General features: G+C 66.8%; 16 protein-coding genes. 6 read left to right on the forward strand and 10 right to left on the reverse strand.

The features are described 5' to 3' along the window. Positions 1 to 62: 62 nt before the first annotated feature. From ASD28_RS04210 to ASD28_RS04230, 5 genes are all read right to left on the reverse strand, one after another. Positions 63 to 1568 (reverse strand): efflux transporter outer membrane subunit, encoded by a 1506-nt coding sequence (locus ASD28_RS04210; RefSeq protein WP_056124473.1) that lies wholly within the window; start codon positions 1566 to 1568, stop codon positions 63 to 65. Position 1569: 1 nt separating this feature from the next. Then, complete coding sequence (locus ASD28_RS04215) at positions 1570 to 4782, reverse strand: efflux RND transporter permease subunit (protein WP_056124476.1); 3213 nt, start codon at positions 4780 to 4782, stop codon at positions 1570 to 1572. Between the two features lie 27 nt (positions 4783 to 4809). Then, positions 4810 to 6021 carry an efflux RND transporter periplasmic adaptor subunit gene (locus tag ASD28_RS04220; RefSeq protein ID WP_056124479.1) on the reverse strand — a complete coding sequence of 404 codons (1212 nt, stop codon included), beginning with the start codon at positions 6019 to 6021 and terminating at the stop codon, positions 4810 to 4812. Between the two features lie 138 nt (positions 6022 to 6159). Next, complete coding sequence (locus tag ASD28_RS04225) at positions 6160 to 7020, reverse strand: alpha/beta hydrolase (protein WP_056124482.1); 861 nt, start codon at positions 7018 to 7020, stop codon at positions 6160 to 6162. Then, positions 7017 to 7232 carry a hypothetical protein gene (locus ASD28_RS04230; RefSeq protein WP_056124485.1) on the reverse strand — a complete coding sequence of 72 codons (216 nt, stop codon included), beginning with the start codon at positions 7230 to 7232 and terminating at the stop codon, positions 7017 to 7019. Before ASD28_RS04230 ends, ASD28_RS04225 begins: the two co-directional genes overlap by 4 nt. A gap of 157 nt (positions 7233 to 7389) precedes the next feature. Between ASD28_RS04230 and ASD28_RS04235 the strand changes: the two genes are divergently transcribed. From ASD28_RS04235 to ASD28_RS04260, 6 genes are all read left to right on the forward strand, one after another. Next, positions 7390 to 8340, forward strand: a complete 951-nt coding sequence (locus tag ASD28_RS04235) for a LysR family transcriptional regulator (RefSeq protein WP_056124488.1) — start codon at positions 7390 to 7392, stop codon at positions 8338 to 8340. A 43-nt stretch (positions 8341 to 8383) separates the two neighbouring features. Beyond that, positions 8384 to 8815, forward strand: coding sequence for a DUF962 domain-containing protein (locus ASD28_RS04240; RefSeq protein WP_056124490.1), 432 nt, complete (start codon positions 8384 to 8386; stop codon positions 8813 to 8815). 16 nt (positions 8816 to 8831) lie between these two features. Then, positions 8832 to 9287 carry a glycine zipper 2TM domain-containing protein gene (locus ASD28_RS04245; RefSeq protein ID WP_036236083.1) on the forward strand — a complete coding sequence of 152 codons (456 nt, stop codon included), beginning with the start codon at positions 8832 to 8834 and terminating at the stop codon, positions 9285 to 9287. A gap of 48 nt (positions 9288 to 9335) precedes the next feature. Beyond that, a complete protein-coding gene (locus ASD28_RS04250; RefSeq protein ID WP_056124494.1) occupies positions 9336 to 10277 on the forward strand; it encodes a DMT family transporter in 942 nt (313 codons plus the stop codon). Next, a complete protein-coding gene (locus ASD28_RS04255; RefSeq protein ID WP_056124498.1) occupies positions 10274 to 10765 on the forward strand; it encodes a GNAT family N-acetyltransferase in 492 nt (163 codons plus the stop codon). Before ASD28_RS04250 ends, ASD28_RS04255 begins: the two co-directional genes overlap by 4 nt. 243 nt (positions 10766 to 11008) lie before the next feature. Beyond that, positions 11009 to 11176 (forward strand): hypothetical protein, encoded by a 168-nt coding sequence (locus ASD28_RS04260; RefSeq protein WP_162252915.1) that lies wholly within the window; start codon positions 11009 to 11011, stop codon positions 11174 to 11176. Here ASD28_RS04260 and ASD28_RS04265 read toward each other — a convergent pair. Genes ASD28_RS04265 through hutG form a run of 5 tightly spaced genes read right to left on the reverse strand, consistent with a single transcriptional unit; the run spans position 11164 to position 16699 of the window. Beyond that, on the reverse strand, positions 11164 to 12663 hold the full coding sequence (locus tag ASD28_RS04265; RefSeq protein WP_082577104.1) for a glycine betaine ABC transporter substrate-binding protein: 1500 nt from the start codon (positions 12661 to 12663) through the stop codon (positions 11164 to 11166). The genes ASD28_RS04260 and ASD28_RS04265 overlap by 13 nt on opposite strands. A gap of 30 nt (positions 12664 to 12693) precedes the next feature. Beyond that, positions 12694 to 13905 (reverse strand): imidazolonepropionase, encoded by a 1212-nt coding sequence (gene hutI, locus ASD28_RS04270; protein ID WP_056124503.1) that lies wholly within the window; start codon positions 13903 to 13905, stop codon positions 12694 to 12696. Next, on the reverse strand, positions 13898 to 14515 hold the full coding sequence (locus ASD28_RS04275) for a HutD family protein (protein WP_056124506.1): 618 nt from the start codon (positions 14513 to 14515) through the stop codon (positions 13898 to 13900). Before ASD28_RS04275 ends, hutI begins: the two co-directional genes overlap by 8 nt. A 25-nt stretch (positions 14516 to 14540) precedes the next feature. Further along, positions 14541 to 15902, reverse strand: a complete 1362-nt coding sequence (locus ASD28_RS04280; protein WP_056124509.1) for a formimidoylglutamate deiminase — start codon at positions 15900 to 15902, stop codon at positions 14541 to 14543. Next, positions 15899 to 16699, reverse strand: a complete 801-nt coding sequence (hutG, locus tag ASD28_RS04285; RefSeq protein ID WP_056124512.1) for an N-formylglutamate deformylase — start codon at positions 16697 to 16699, stop codon at positions 15899 to 15901. The genes ASD28_RS04280 and hutG overlap by 4 nt, the downstream gene beginning before the upstream one ends. Positions 16700 to 16705 lie beyond the last annotated feature (6 nt).

Here is a 16705-nt window from a genome sequence, read left to right on the forward strand (position 1 = left end):
CGCTCACACGTACCGCCGCAAAGGGCATTACCGGAATCACAGTAAGGCCAGGGACTTCGTCTTCAGTTGCGCGCCTGCGCGGTATCGTCCGCGCGGGTAGTGGCATCCCAGCCGCCACCCAGCGCGCGGATCAGCGCCACGGTGGTGATCGCACGGTCGCCGCGCAGCTGCACGGCGTTGCGCTCGACGTTCGCCAGGTTGCGCTGCGCGTCCAGCAGTTCGAGGTAGCTGCCGCGGCCCGCGTCGTACAGCTTCTGCGCCAGGTCGGCCGAGCGGCGGGCGGAGATCACGCCCGCCTCGATCTCGGCGCTCTGCCCGGCCAGGATGCGCAGGCCGGCCAGGTTGTCCTCGACCTCGGCGAAGGCCGTCAGGACGCTCTGGCGGTAGGAGCCTACCGCTTCTTCCAGCGCGGCCTCGCTGCGCACGACGTTGTTGCGGTTGCGGCCACCGTCGATCAGCGGCATCGACAGCGCGGCGCCCAGCAGCCACGAACGGCTGCTCCACTTGAACACCTCGGCGAAGCTCGTGCCGATGCCGCCGGCGCCTGCCGACAGGTTCAGCGCCGGGAACATCGCGGAGCGGGCCACGCCGATGCGGGCGTTCGCCGCTTCCATCGAGCGCTGGGCGCTGGCGATGTCGGGACGGCGCTCCAGCAGCGTGGACGGCAGGCCGGCCGGAATCACCGGCAGCGCGGCGACATCCGACAGCGGCGCCGACGGTGCGGTGAAGTTCGACGCCGGCTTGCCCAGCAGGACGGCCAGCGCGTGTTCCGCCGCGGCGCGCTGGCGCTGCAGGCCGATCGCTTCCGAACGCGCCGTCGCCAGTTCCGTCTTTGCCCGCGACAGGTCGAATTCGCCGATGTCGCCGGCGTCGAAGCGGCGGCCCGTCACGCGCACACTCTCTTCGCGCAGCTGCACCGTGTGGTTGACGGTCGCGATTTCCGCATCCAGAGAACGGAGGCGGAAATAGGTCTGCGCCACGTCGGCCTGCAGCGACAGCAGCACGGAGCGGTACGTCGCTTCCACCGCGCCGGCGTCGCCGCGGGCGGCCGCCACGTTGGACGACACGCGGCCGAACAGGTCGACTTCGTAGCTGGCCGACAGCCGCGCGCTATAGACGTTCGCCGGCGCGACGGGAGAACCCTTCGGCAGCGACGCTTCCAGCGGCGACAGGCGTTCACGCTGCGCGCCGACACCGACGCCGACCTGCGGGATGCGGTCCGCTTCGGCGATGCCCGCGATGGCGCGGGCCTGCTTCACGCGGGCGGCGGCCACCGTCAGGCTCTGGTTGTTGGCCGCTGCTTCCGCGATGAGGCCATTCAGCGTCTCGTCGTGGAAGGCGCGCCACCATTCGCCGCGCGGCTGGGCTTCGGCCGGACGGCCGACCGTCCACGTCGTGCCGTCGGCGGCGCTGCGCACGTCATTGGCTGCGCCGGCAGGCACCGTTTGCGACTCCTTGAACGCCGTCGGCGTCGCGATCGCCGGTTGCTTGAATTCCGGGGCGGCGCACGCCGTCAGCAGCAGGGCCGCCATCAGCGGGGCCACGCCCCTTGCAATCATCGTTTTCATATCAGTTTCCTTCCAGGGCCGGTGCATGGTCGCCATCGACGACGGTATTCGGCGCCGTGTCGTGGGCGTGGGCATGCTTCGGCTTCTCGAAACGCTTGGCCAGCGTGCGCAGCAGGACGTAGAACACCGGCGTCAGGAACAGGCCGAAGAACGTCACGCCCAGCATGCCGGCGAACACGGCGACGCCCATCGCGTGACGCATCTCGGCACCTGCGCCGTGCGACAGCACCAGCGGCACCACGCCCATGATGAATGCGATCGACGTCATCAGGATCGGACGCAGACGCAGGCGGCAGGCTTCCAGTGCGGCGGCCACGATGCTGCGGCCATGGTGTTCCAGCTCCAGCGCGAATTCCACGATCAGGATCGCGTTCTTCGACGCGAGGCCCACCAGCACGAACAGGGCGATCTGCGTGAACACGTTGTTGTCGCCGCCGGTGAGCTTGACGCCGATGAGGGCGCACAGGATCGACATCGGCACGATCAGGATCACGGCCAGCGGCAGCGTCCAGCTTTCGTACTGCGCGGCGAGCACGAGGAACACGAGCAGCACGCACAGCGGGAACACGTACAGCATGGTGTTACCGGCCAGGATGTCCTGGTAGGTCAGATCCGTCCATTCGTACGAGATGCCCTTCGGCAGCGTGGCCTTGACGATTTCTTCCATCGCGGCCTGCGCCTGGCCCGACGACACGCCCGGTGCCGGACCGCCATTCAGCTCGGCGGCGACGTAGCCGTTGTAGCGCTGCACGCGATCCGGACCATACGTGTCCTTGACCTTCATGAGCGAGGACAACGGGATCATCTCGCCCTTGTCGCTGCGGACCTTCAGCTGCGCGATCTGCTCGCGCTGCGAACGGAACGGCGCATCCGCCTGCACGCGCACCTGGTACGTGCGGCCGAACTGGTTGAAGTCGTTCACGTACAGCGAACCGAGGTTGATCTGCAAGGTCTGGTTGATCTCGGCCAGCGGCACGCCCAGTTGCTTCGCTTTCACGCGGTCGACGTCGGCGAACAGCTGCGGCACGTTGATCTGGTAGCCGGAGAACACGCCTTGCAGGCGCTTGTCGGTCCACGCCTTGGCCTGGACGGCCTGCACGGCTTTATACAGCTCGTCGTAGCCGACGCCGGCGCGGTCTTCGATCATCATCTTGAAGCCGCCCGTCGTACCCAGGCCGTTCACCGGCGGGGGCGACAGCACCATCACGAACGCGTCTTCGATGGCGCCCATGCGCTTGTTGATCTCGGCGGCGATCGCGTCGGCGCTCTGCTCCTTGCCTTTACGTTCATCGAACGGTTTCAGCGTGGTGAACACGATGCCGGCGTTCGGCGCGTTGGTGAAGCCGTTGATCGACAGGCCCGGGAACGCGACCGACGATTCCACGCCCGGGATCTGCTTGGCCACGTCCGACATCTTGCGGATGACGGCGTCCGTGCGGTCCAGCGAGGCGGCGTCCGGCAGTTGCGCGAAGCCGATCAGGTAAGCCTTGTCCTGCGCCGGCACGAAGCCAGGCGGCACGGCCTTGAACATGAAGACGCCGGCGATGGCGAGCAGCACGTACACGCCCAGCGCGGCACTCTTGCGCTTCAGGACGCCCTTCACGCCGCCTTCGTAGGCATGCGACGAGCGGCCGAAGAAGCGGTTGAAGCCGGCGAAGAAGCGGCCGAACACGGCGTCCATCATGCGGGTCAGGCGGTCCTTCGGTGCGTGGTGCGACTGCAGCAGCGCGGCCGACAGGGCCGGGGCCAGGGTCAGCGACGAGAACGCGGAGATCACGGTCGAGATGGCGATGGTCAGCGCGAACTGGCGGTAGAACTGGCCGGTCAGGCCCGACACGAACGCGATCGGGATGAACACGGCGCACAGCACGAGGGCGATCGCGATGATCGGGCCGGAGACTTCCTTCATCGCCTGCACGGTCGCGTCGTGCGGATTCAGGCCGTTCGCGATGTTGCGCTCGACGTTCTCCACCACGACGATCGCGTCGTCGACCACGATACCGATGGCGAGCACGAGGCCGAACAGCGACAGCGTGTTGATCGAGAAGCCGCAGGCGAGCATCACCGCGAACGTGCCGACGACGGACACCGGCACGGCCAGCAGCGGGATCACCGAGGCGCGCCACGTCTGCAGGAACACGATGACGACGATGGCCACCAGGATCACGGCTTCGATCAGCGTGTGGATCACGGAGTCGATCGACTCACGCACGAATTGGGTCGGGTCGTACACAATGCTGTATTCGACGCCTTCCGGGAAATCTTTCGACAGCTCCTTCATCTTGGCGCGCACGTCGGACGACAGTTGCAGCGCGTTGGCGTTCGGCGCCTGGAAGATGGGGATCGCGACGGCCGACTGGTTGTCCAGCAGCGCGCGCAGGGCGTACGAGTTCGAGCCCATTTCGAGGCGCGCGACGTCCTTCAGCAGCGTGGTCGCGCCGTCGGCATTGGTCTTGATGACGATGTTGCCGAACTCCTCGACCGACTGCAGGCGGCCCTGCGTGTTGACGGTCAGCTGGAAGTCCGCGCCTTTCGACGGGCCCTGGCCGACGACGCCGGCCGCCACCTGCACGTTCTGCTCGCGGATCGCGTTCACGACGTCGCTGGCGGTCAGGTTGCGTGCCGCGACCTTTTGCGGATCGAGCCAGACGCGCATCGCGTAGTCGCCCGAACCGAACAGCTGGACTTCGCCCATGCCGTTGATGCGCGCGAGTTCGTCCTTGACGTTCAAGGTGGCGTAGTTGCGCAGATAGAGGTCGTCATAACGGCCATCCGGCGAGCGCAGGTGGACCACCATCGTGATGTTGGGCGAGCTCTTGACGGTCGTGACGCCGATCTGGCGCACCTCGTCCGGCAGGCGCGGGAGCGCGCGCTGGACGCGGTTCTGCACGGCCGTCTCGGCCTGCTCCACGTTGGTGCCGATCTTGAAGGTCACCGTCAGCATCAGCGCGCCGTCGGAGGTGTTCTGCGACGTCATGTACAGCATGTTTTCGACGCCGTTGATTTCCTGCTCCAGCGGCGTCGCGACGGTTTCCGCGATCACCTTCGGGTTGGCGCCCGGGTACTGGGCGCGCACCACCACCGAGGGCGGCACGACGTCCGGGTATTCGGAGATCGGCAACTCGAAGATCGAGATGAGGCCGGCCACGAAGACCAGCACCGACAGCACGGCCGCGAAGATCGGCTTGTCGACGAAAAAGCGTGAGATGTTCATTGTTGTTGTCCCTCGATTCCTATGGGATTACTTCGTGTCCGCCATGGCCAGCTTCGCGTCCTTGGCGGGCGCTTTCGCAGGCGCCAGCGATGCGACCATCGGCACGGTCTGCGCCGTGATGGGCGCACCCGGATGCACGCGCTGCAGGCCGTTGACGACGATCTTCTCGCCCGGCTTCAGGCCGGCGCGCACCACGCGCAGGCCGTCGACGACGGGGCCGAGCTTCACTTCGCGGTACTCGGCCTTGCCGTCCGCGCCCACGACGAACACGAACTTGTGGCTCTGGTCCGTGCCGATGGCGCGGTCCGTGATCAGCAGCGCGGGCTTGGCGTCGCCGCCGCCGATCTGCACGCGGGCGAACAGGCCGGGCGCCATGCTGCGGTCCTTGTTCTCGAACGTGGCACGCATGCGCACGGAACCGGTCTGCGAGTCGAGCTGGTTGTCGACGAATTCCAGCTTGCCCTCGTGCGGGTAGCCTTCTTCGTTGACGAGGCCCACCTTCACCGGCACCGACTGGCCGTCGTGCGCCTGCTTGGCAACGCGCAGATAGGTCTCTTCGTCGCCGTCGAAGCTGGCGTAGATGCGGTCCAGCGACACGACGGACGTCAACACGGCCGATGCATCGACCAGGTTGCCGAGGGTGATCTCGGCCTTCGACACGCGGCCGTTGATGGGCGCGACGACGCGGGTGTACGACAGGTTCAGGCGCGCGGCGTCGGCCTGCGCTTCGGCGGCGCGGGCGGACGCGTCCAGTTCCTTCTGGCTCGACAGGCTCGCATCGTATTCGCGCTGCGCGATCGCCTTGTCGCCCAGCAGGCGCTCGGCGCGCGCCAGTTCCGTGCGGGCCAGGTCGGCCTTGGCGCGGGCCGATTTCGCGGCCGCGATGGCGCGCTCGGCTTCGGCCTGGTACGGACGCGGATCGATCACGAACAGCACGTCGCCCTTTTTCACTTCCGCACCCGGCTTGAAGTTGACGGCGGTGATGTAGCCCGACACGCGCGGACGGATCTCGACGCGCTCGATGGCTTCGAGGCGGCCCGAGAATTCCTGCGTTTCGGCGACCGGCTTTTCGAGCACGGCGGCCGCCGACACGGGCGGACCTGCCTGCGCCTGGGTTTGCGCCTCGGCTGCCTTGCCGGTCGCGTCGGAGCATCCGGCGATCAGGGCGGCGACGCCGGCTGCGCCCAGCGCCAGCACGACGGGTCGCACGGCCATCTGGAATTGTTGAATCGTTTTCATGGTTAGCCCTCCGGTTATTAACTAGCTTTTAATGATTGGACGAAAACGGTCCTTTCCAGGCTTTTGCAGGAAAAGACAGGTCTCCCGTGCCTCGCAGGCACGTTTTATCGTTGGTGGTAAATCAGATGAATTGCGTGATCAACAGCTGGCCGGTTCGTCTTCCTCGTCGAGTCCGGCAATGAAGTTGGCAATCTCGCTCAACGCGTGGCCCCGACAGGCACACGTGTCGCGCGCATTCGGTTCCTGCAGGGCTTGCGCCGCCTGCAGGCGTCTGACCGTCGTCGGCACGCCCGACTGGATCAGTTTGCCGCCGTAGGCTTCCGCTTCGTCGCGCAGCGGGTCGTCTTCGATCGACAGGATCAAGGCCGGCGGCAGGTTCTTCAAACGGCTCGACTGCAGCGGCGATGCATACGGATGGCTGCGGTCGGCCGCGTGCGGCAGGTAGCCCCGGTAGGCGGCGGCGCATTCGTCGAACACCTTCGCCTTGTCGGGACAGGTCGGCATCTCGCGCATCGAGCAGGTCGAGAGGCCCGGGTCCAGCATCGGCATCAAGAGGATCTGGCCAGCCAGCCGCGGCGCACCCCGGTCGCGCGCCATCAGGGTGCACACGGCGGCGAGGTTCGCGCCCGCCTCGATGCCCGCGACCAGCATGCGCTTGCCGGTCCAGCCGAGCTTCGTCTTGTTCTTCTTTGCCCACAGCAGCACGGCATGCGCATCTTCCGCGGCGGCCGGGAACGGCTTCACCGTCGCCAGCGTATAGGTCGACGACAGCACGACCGGATAGCCGCTCGCCTCGGACAGGTGGCGCAGGAACGGATCGGCATCTTCCAGGTCGCCGTCGACGAAGCCGCCGCCATGGAAGAACACGATCAGCACATCGCGCTTGCCGTCGACGGCAGCCTTGTACAGGCGGGCCGCCAGCGGTCCTTCCGCGCCCACGACCTGCAGGTCGCGTACCGCCAGCGTATGGCCGTCGTCCGGCTTGCGCGCTGCGCTCATCGATTTACCTCATTGGACGCCACCAGCACGGCCGGGATCGCGGTCGTATCGCATTGTTCGCCCGTGGCGACGACGTGGAACAACGCATCGTATCCGCGTGCCTCGGCACCGGCCGCATGCGCGTACTCGTCGGTGAGTACCGTGCCTGCCATGGCCACGACGCCGAGTATCAGCCCGAACACTGCCGCGATTCCATCGCGATGCGCTTTCATGATCCTCTCCTTGGGTGTGTCAAATATCGAAACTATCAGCTACCGTACCGACACTATAAACTTCGACTAGAATCTAATAAATAGCTCAATTGCGAATCCATTGTTCAGATTTTTGAACAATCACGCATTCTCACCGCTTATATGATGCCGATCTAGTATGAACAAGTTACAAGCGATGGAAGTTTTCGTGCAGGTCGTGGACGCCGGCAGCTTCACCCGGGCGGCCGAGATGATGAACCTGCCCAAGGCGACGGTGTCGACACTCGTGCAGGCGCTCGAGGCGGCGCTGTCGGCCAAGCTGCTGCACCGGACCACGCGCCAGGTGACGGTGACGACGGACGGTGCCGCTTATTACGAGCGCTGCCTGCGCATCCTGTCCGACGTGCGCGACGCCGAGGAATCGCTGTCGCGCACGCGCCTGTCGCCCAGCGGCCGGCTGCGCGTCGATTCGCCGACGGGGCTGTCGAGCGAGATCCTCGTGCCCGCCCTGCCCGACTTCTTCGAGCGCTATCCCGACATCATGCTGGAACTGGGCAGTTCCGACCGTCCCGTGGACCTCGTCGAGGAAGGCGTCGACTGCGCCGTGCGCGGCGGCGCTTTGGGCGACACGAGCCTGATCGCGCGGCGCGTGGGCGTCGTCAACTTCCTGACGGCGGCGTCGCCTGCCTACATCGCGCGCCACGGCATGCCCCAGCACCCGCGCGACCTCGACCGGCACCGCTGCGTGAATTATTTCTCGGCCAAGACGGGCAAGATCTACGACTGGGACTTCAACCGCGGCGACGAACGGATCGAAGTGCCCATGCGCGGCGTGATCGCGCTGAACGATTCCAACGCCTACGTGGAAGCGGGGCTGGCGGGCCTCGGCATCATCCAGATGACGGACTACCTGCTCGACAAGCACGTGGCGACGGGGCGCATGGTGCAGGTGCTGGCGGACTGGCGCAGCGATCCGCTGCCGATCCACGTCGTGTATCCGCAGAACCGCCACCTGTCCGCGAAGGTGCGCGTGTTCGTCGAATGGGTGGCCGAGTTGTTCGCCGCGAATCCGTACATGCACATGGGCGCGGTGCCAAGAGTCCCTGCGCCTGTCCCGGCCGCGGCGTAATCACGGGTGTAGAATCGAAAGCACCACAGGACAGGAGACCACGATGCCCCGGACCATCGACGTGCTGCTCGACCAGTACAGCGACAGCCACCGCAATCCGACCAACGAGCTGATCCATATTGTGTGCGTGCCCGTGATCGTGTTCACCCTGCTGGGCATCCTGTGGAGCATCCACCCGGCCGTCGCCGTCGTCGCGGTGCTTGCGGCACTCGTGTATTACTTCCGGCTGTCGCCGCCGTTCGCATTCGGCATGCTGTTGATGAGCGCCGTGATGCTGGCCCTGCTCGCGCTGATGCCGCCGTTCACCGTGCTGCCGCTGTCGATCGCGATCTTCGTCGTCGCGTGGATCGGCCAATTCATCGGGCACAAGATCGAGGGCAAGAAACCATCGTTCTTCGACGACGTGCGCTTCCTGCTGATCGGTCCGCTGTTCGTGCTTGGTTTTTTGTATCGTCGCCTCCATGTCGCTTATTAATTGCTTTGGAGTAAACATGAAACGCATCGCCATCCTCGCCCTCGTCCCGCTGACCGCCCTGCTTGCCGCATGCGCGGGTCCGTCGAACTCGGGCAGCGTCTACAGCAGCTACCAGACGATGAATGAACAATCGGTGCGCATGGGCACCGTGGAATCCGTCCGCAACGTGACGATCGCGAATCCGGAATCCGGCGTCGGCACGATGGCCGGCGCCGCGCTGGGCGGCCTGGGCGGTTCGCAGGTCGGCGGCGGCAACGGCTCGGCCGCGGTGGGCATCCTGGGCGCCGTCGCGGGCGGCATCATCGGCAACCGCGTCGAGAACCAGGCCAACAACCGGCCGGGGTTTGAAATTACCGTCAAGCTCGACAACGGCGAACTGCGTTCCATCACGCAGGCGGCCGACGAGATGTTCCGGCCGGGAGAACGCGTACGTCTGCTCAGCAACGGGTACACGACGCGCGTGACGCACTGACATTTACCACCGGCCACGACAGACGAGGGATCGCGATATACTTTCGCGATGCCCTCCTACGTCCTCTTCACCATTGCGTCCCTGATCTGGGGATCGACATTCTTCGCGATCACGCTCGAGCTGGGTGAAGTCCCGCCCGCGGTGTCGGTCGTCTACCGGTTCGCGCTCGCGTCGCTGACCTTGTTCGCGGTCTGCCTGCTGCGCGGCGACAAGCTGCGGCTGCCCTGGCGCGTCCAGCGCTGGACCCTGCTGCAAGGCTTTTTTACTTTTTGCGTGTCGTACGTCTGCACGTACAACGCCGAACAATATGTCGTGTCGGCGCTCGTCGCCGTGCTGTTCGCGCTGATGGTGTTCTGGACGCCGATCTGTGCCCGCATCGCGTTCGGCACCCCGATCCCGCGCCGCACGTGGGGCGCCGGCGCGGCGGCCATCGCCGGTGTCACGCTGCTGTTCTGGCATGCGATCGGCACTGAGCTGCGCCACCTGGGCCAGGGCGTGCAAGGCCACTTCACCCTCGGCCTCGTGCTCGGCATCGCGGCGTCGATCGCCAGCTCGGCGGGCAGCATCGTCGTGGGCAAGGTGCGCGAGGAATCGAACAACCTGGTGCTGACGACGGGCTGGTCGATGTTCTGGGGCACGTGCATGGTCGCCGCGTGGTGCCTCGCGACCGGCCAGGCCTTCATCATCCCGCGCACGGCCAGCTACGTGCTGGGCCTGCTGCACCTGTCCATCTTCGGCTCGGTCGTCGCGTTCATCTGCTACTTCACGCTGATCAACCGCATCGGCTCGAACAAGGCCGTGTACATCGGCGTGATCACGCCCGTGATCTCCGTGCTGCTGTCGATCAAGCTCGAACACTACCGCCCCGGCCTCACCGAATGGCTGGGCATGGCCGTTTGCCTGGGCAGTGTCGCATGGGCCCTGCGCGCGCCCGCGGCCAAACCAGCCGTATCCGTCAACCTCAACGATTGCATCGAAACGACGCCATGACTCTTGATACCACCTTCGCGATCCGCCCCGCCACCCCGGCCGACGTCCCCCACATCCAATCGATGATCGTCGAGCTGGCCGTGTTCGAAAAGCTCGAGCACCTTGTCGTGGCGACGGAAGAGAAATTGCACGAAGGCCTGTTCGGCCCGCAGCCGGCCTGCGAAGCCATCGTCGGCGAAGCGGATGGCGACGTCGTCACGTTCGCCCTGTTCTTCCACAATTTCTCGACGTTCCTCACCAAGCGTGGGCTGTATCTGGAAGACCTGTACGTGCGGCAATCGCATCGCGGCAAGGGTTACGGCAGCCGCATGCTGAAGCACCTGGCGCGCCTGGCCGTCGAGCGCGGCTGCGGCCGCTTCGAATGGTCGGTGCTGGACTGGAACACGCCGGCAATCAATTTCTACCAATCGATGGGCGCCGAGATCCTGCCGGACTGGCGCATCTGCCGCGTGACGGGCGCGCCGCTGGAAGCGCTGGCCCAAGGCTGATTCTGGCAAGAAAAAACCCGCGGGCTGTTCGCAGCGCCGCGGGTGAACCCATTCGTCGATGGGGAGGGGAGACTTGAATCCAACGGCTTCAATATAGTCTCCCGACCGCGGCATTTGCAGATTCCTTACAAATGCTTACCTCGGTAACAGAAAGCTGGAGTTTGTGGGCCGGACGCGATTGAGTGATCACAAATGCAAGAACGCGTCGAGCGGGACAATGTGCTCATTCACGAGGACATGGACATGAAAACGATCACCCGATGGGCCTACCGGGTTTGGCTCCGCTCCCGGATAGACACCTATACCCGCAGCCTGCACGCCATCGCCGTCCAGCGCGAAAACGACTTCCACGCGGAACGCATCCTGCACCGCGCGATCTCCACGACCCGTTCCAAACTTCAGTCGCTGTAGCGCCGGCGCGCCAGTAGGCGCTCGCACAGCTCGAACGCCGCCTGGGTCAGCAAGGCCAGCAACGCGGCCGGGATCGCGCCCGCCAGCAGCATGTCGTTGTCGTTCAGCGCGAGGCCCGTCGTGATGCGTTCGCCGAAGCCGCCGGCGCCGATGAAGGCGGCGATGGTGGCCGTACCGACGCTCATCACGGCCGCCGTTTTCACGCCGGCGAGGATCGTCGGCATGGCCAGCGGCAGCTCGACCTCGACCAGCGATTGCCGCCGTGTCAGCCCCAGCGCCAGCGCCGCCGTGCGCAGGCCGGACGGCACCTGCAGCAGCCCCGTGCACGTATTGCGCACGATGGGCAGCAGCGCATACGCGCACAGGGCGACGAGCGCAGGAACGGTGCCGATGCGGCCGAGCAACGGGATCAGGATCGCGAGCAGCGCCAGCGACGGCACGGTCTGCAGGACGCCCGCCACGGCCAGCACGGCCTGGCGCAGGCGCGGCACGAGCGCGGCTACGATGCCGAGCGGAATGCCGGCGACGCTGCCGAGCAGGACGGCCAGCACGACCAGTAGCAGGTGTTGGCGTGCAAGGTTCATGAAACCATTGCCGAACGTTTTGGTAAGCAGACCGTCGCGCACGATGATCGCGGAGTTTGTAGGGTGGACGGGTTTCCCGTCCACCCTACCCAGCCACGACTTCGCAATGCTTGCGAAGCTCTGACCGTCGAGTTCGGCCGCCGCGTTCATCGCGATCATGTCGTTCACCGTGATCGTGCCTTCCAATTTCTCGATGGCACGCCACGCCTGCGGAAACCGCTGCGGCACGTCGAGCCGGTACAGCAGCACGGCGTCATAGCGCGGGAAATATTGCTTGTCGTCGTCCAGCACGCGCAAGCCGTACTGGCGGATCTTGGCGTCCGTCGAATAAATGTCGATGGCGTCGACCTGGCGCTGCGCCAGCGCCTCGTACGCGATGCCGTGGTCCAGGCCGCGCGGTTGCTGCGCGAGGCCGTAGCGCCGCGCGAGGCCCGGCCAGCCGTCCGCGCGGCCCAGGAATTCATGCGACAGCCCGATTTTTATTTCTGGATGCGCCGCCAGGTCGGACAGGCGGCGCACATCCGCATCGCCACGCACCGCCAGCGCGTAGCCGTTGGAAAAGCCCAGCGGCACCGCGACACCGAGGCCCAGCGAGCGCAGCGCCGCGCGCATCGCGTCGAGCGACGTCGGCTGGGCATTCTTGAGGATTTCGAGGTCGATGGTGCCCAGGTATTCCGGATAGACGTCGATGGCACCCGAGCGCAGCGCACCCAGCACGATGGCCGTGTTGCCCAGGCCTTGCTTGTGTTCGGCCGGCCCGACGCGCGCCGCGGTCTGGGTGAGGATCTCGCCCAGGATGTACGACTCGGTGAAGCGCTTGGAGCCCACGCGCAGGGTTTCGTCGGCATGGGCGGACGACAGGATGCCGGCGCAGGCGAGCACCAGCATGGCAAATCTCAGCATGCGGTTTCCGGTGGCGTTGTGGATGAGCCGTCAGGATACCTGATCGCGCCACACGCCGGCATGGACGACGCCCCGGCACGGGTTCGCGCCGATCGCATACGCCAGGTCGGCCGGCCGGGCGATGTCCCACAAGGCGAAGTCGGCGCGCTGGCCCGGCGCCAGGGTGCCGGTCTCAAGCAGGCCCAGCGCGCGCGCCGCGTTGACGGTCACGCCCCGCAAGGCTTCCAGCGGCGTCAGGCGCCATAGCGTGCACGCCATGTTCATCGCGAGCAGCAGCGACGTCATGGGCGACGTGCCCGGATTGCAGTCGGTGGCCACCGCGATCGGCACGCCTGCGTCCCGTAAGAGAGCAAGCGGCGGCATGCGCGTCTCGCGCAGGAAGTAATAGGCGCCGGGCAGCAGCACGGCCACCGTGCCCGCGCGCGCCATCGCGGCCACGCCCTCGTCCGACAGCCACTCCAGGTGATCGGCCGACAGCCCGCCGTACCGTGCCACGAGCGCCGCGCCGCCCTGGTCGGACAGCTGCTCCGCGTGCAGCTTCACGGGCAGGCCGAGACGCCGCGCCACGTCGAACACGCGCGCCGTCTGGTCGTGCGAAAAGCCGATGCGCTCGCAGAACGCGTCGACCGCATCCACGAGACCCTGCGCGGCCAGCGCCGGCAGCATCTCGCTGCACAGCATGTCGATGTAGTCGTCCGCGCGGCCCGCGTACTCGGGCGGGAGCGCGTGCGCGCCGAGGAAGGTCGTGCGGACCGTCACCGGCAGCAGCTCGCCCACGCGGCGCGCCACGCGCAGCATCGTCGCTTCGGATTCGACATCGAGACCGTAGCCGGACTTGATTTCCAATGTCGTCACGCCCTCGGCCAGCAACGCACGGATGCGCGGCAGGCTGGCTTTCAATAAGTCGTCCTCCGATGCCGCCCTGGTGGCGCGCACGGTCGACATGATGCCGCCACCGGCCCGAGCGATGTCTTCATAGGTGGCGCCGTTCAGGCGCGCTTCCCATTCGTCGCTGCGGTTGCCCGCGTAGACGACGTGCGTGTGGCAGTCGACCAGGCCGGGCGTGAGCCACAAGCCGCCGCAATCGTGAACGTACAAAGCCGGCGGCGCCTCGGCACGCGGCCCCACCCACGCGATACGGCCGTCACGCACGGCGACGGCGCCATCGTCGAGGATCCCATAGCCATCCGCCAGCGTCGCGACGCGCGCATTCGCGTACAGGACGTCGACGGCTTCACTCATACATGCCGTCCTCGTTGTCGAGGTCGTCCTCGTCGTCGTAGTAATGGATGTCGACGATGAAGATGGCGCCCTGCTCCGCCCGCAGTTTCCACTTCGTGTCCGGGTCGAGCACGACGGCGTCGAAGCGCACGAGGTTGATGCGCTGGTCGTCGCTGCAGAGTTCCAGGCTGTCGCCTTCGGCCAGGAACAGCACGGTGACGTCGGCGCGCGCGACGAACGTGGAGTCGCCGTCCAGCCGGCGGCGGCCAAAGCGGTGCCAGCAGCGTTCGGTACGGGTCATCACGTTGAAGTCGGTGCTGGCGCCGCGGTTCAGCTTGGCCTCCACGCGCGACTCGCCGTCGAACGCGGCGACCGGCTCGCCCTTCGACAGCAGCGTGGGTGCGCCGTCGATGTCGAGCGTCATGCCGGGACCGTCGACGAGCACCAGCGTGCGCTCGACGCCGGGGAACATGGAGAACGGGCCGTCGTTCGCGATCGTGGCGAGACTCACGCGCCAGTCGAAGTCGTCGAAGCCGGCGTCCGGTGGGAACACGGCGATTTCGGTCGTGCTGCCGCCGCCGTTCTTCCACGACACCGGTTCGAGGTTCGCATACGGAATCAGCATCGTCATGGCTTGCTTCCCTTCGTCGTTGGCATCAATGTGCGTGCAGTGTACGCGCTGCGGCCTTGTAGCGCTGCGCGATCGCGTCCTGCGCCTTGTGGCGGCCGCCCTGCACCACCCAGTGGCCGCCGGCCAGCACGTCGCGCACGAGGTTGTCGTTGCCGCTGAACAGGAAGCGGCCCAGCACCTCGTGCGGCGGCACGCCGTCCAGGTTCGGGTGCGCGCTGTCCAGCACGAGCAGGTCGGCGCGCCGGCCCTGCGCGAGCACGCCGAGACGGCGCCCCGCCGCCTGCGCGCCGCCCGCCAGCGCCTGCTGCCACAGGAAAGCGCCGACGTCGCGCTCCTCGCCGTGGACGGCGATATTGCGGCGCAGGTAGCGGAGCCGCTGGCCGTATTCGAGCCAGCGCAGTTCTTCCACCGGACTTTGCGACACGTGGCTGTCGCTGCCGATGCCGAAGCGCCCGCCGGCCGCGATGTAGGGAGACAACGGGAACAGGCCGTCGCCCAGGTTCGCTTCCGTCGTCGGACACAGGCCCGCGACGGCGCCGCTGGCCGCGATGCGGTCCCGTTCTCCGTCCGACAGATGCGTCGCGTGCACGAGGCACCAGCGCGCGTCGACGTCCACCTGCTCCATCAGATAATCCACCGGGCGCATGCCGGTCGCCTCCACGCACTGCGCCACTTCGAGCTGCTGCTCGGCGATGTGGATGTGCAGCGGCCGCCCTGCCGGCAGCGCCTGCGCCAGTTCGCGCAGCTGGCTCGCCGATACGGCGCGCAGCGAATGCGGCGCCGCGCCCACTTCCAGCTGCGGCCCGCGCAAGGGTTCCAGCGCTTCGACGATGCGCAGCACCTGCGCGGGATCCGTGCGGAAGCGTTCCTGGTCCTGGCGCAACGGCGTGTCGTTGAAGCCCGCGTACGCGTACATCACGGGCAGCAGCGTCACGCCGATGCCGGCTTCGCGCGCGGCCTGGGCGATGCGCTGCGCCGTCTCGGCCGGATGGCCATACAGATGGCCGCCCGGCGCGCGCTGCACGTAATGAAATTCGCAGACCGCCGTGTAGCCGTGGCGCAGGCATTCCGCGTACAGCTGCGCGGCCACGGCTTCCATCTGCTCGGGCGTGATGCGGTTGGCGACGCGGTACATCAGGTCGCGCCAAGTCCAGAAGCTGTCAGGTCCGCTCCCTGCGCGTTCCGTCAGCCCGCCGATGGCGCGCTGGAACGCATGCGAATGCAGGTTGATCATGCCGGGCAGGACGTAATCGACGCGCGCCACGCCGAGCGGCGGCGACGCCTCCGGCGCGACCTTCGTCAGGTCGCCGCGCACGTCCCATTCGAGCAGCACGTCCCGCTCCCAGCCGCCCGCCAGCAGCGCGTGGCGCGCGAACAGCGCGTTCATACGTGGCCCCCTGCCCGCGCCCATCCAATTGCCGATTCCATGAGTTCGCGCAGCAAAGGCTGCACCTTGCCGGCGATGTCGGGCTGATAGGCGAACGGCGGCGCCTCGTCCATGTACAGGCACTGGCACATTTCGAGCTGGATCGCATGCACGCCGGCGGCCGGATCACCGTAGAAGCGCGTGATGTGGCCGCCCTTGAAGCGCCCATTGAAGACGAACGTGAACAGATCCTGGGAGCCGGCCACGCGCATCATCTCGCCCTGCAACTGCAGCGAGCAAGAGTGGCCGTCGGCCGTGCCGAAATTCAGGTCGGGCAGGCGGCCGTCGAAGAAGCGCGGCACGACGGACGCGATCGAATGTGCATCCCACAGCACCACTTGCCCGTGCAACGCGAGCAGGCGGTCGAGTTCCGCGCGCAGTTGCTGGTGGTATGGGCGCCAGTACAGGTCCAGGCGGCGCTCGATCTCCCCGGCGTCCGGCTCGCGGCCGTCCTGGTATAACCGTTCGCGCGCGAACGTGTCGACGGGGCACAGGCGCGTCGTGTCCTGGCCGGGATACAGATTCGTGTCCTCGGGCGGCCGGTTCAGGTCGATCACGTAGCGCGACCAGCGTGCGGACAACGTGGAGGCGCCGATGCTGTCCGCGAATGCGTACAGGTCGGGCAGGTGCCAGTCCGTGTCGGCCCGCACCAGCGCGCACGGCGCCATGGTCGCCGCGATGTCGTCGGGAATGTCGGTGCCCGCATGCGGCATCGACAGCAGCAGCGGCACGGCACCCGGCTTGAACCAGAAATCCATCGTGAT

This window comes from Massilia sp. Root133 (genome assembly GCF_001426525.1).
In the GTDB taxonomy this organism is placed as follows: Bacteria; Pseudomonadota; Gammaproteobacteria; order Burkholderiales; family Burkholderiaceae_D; genus Telluria; species Telluria orientalis.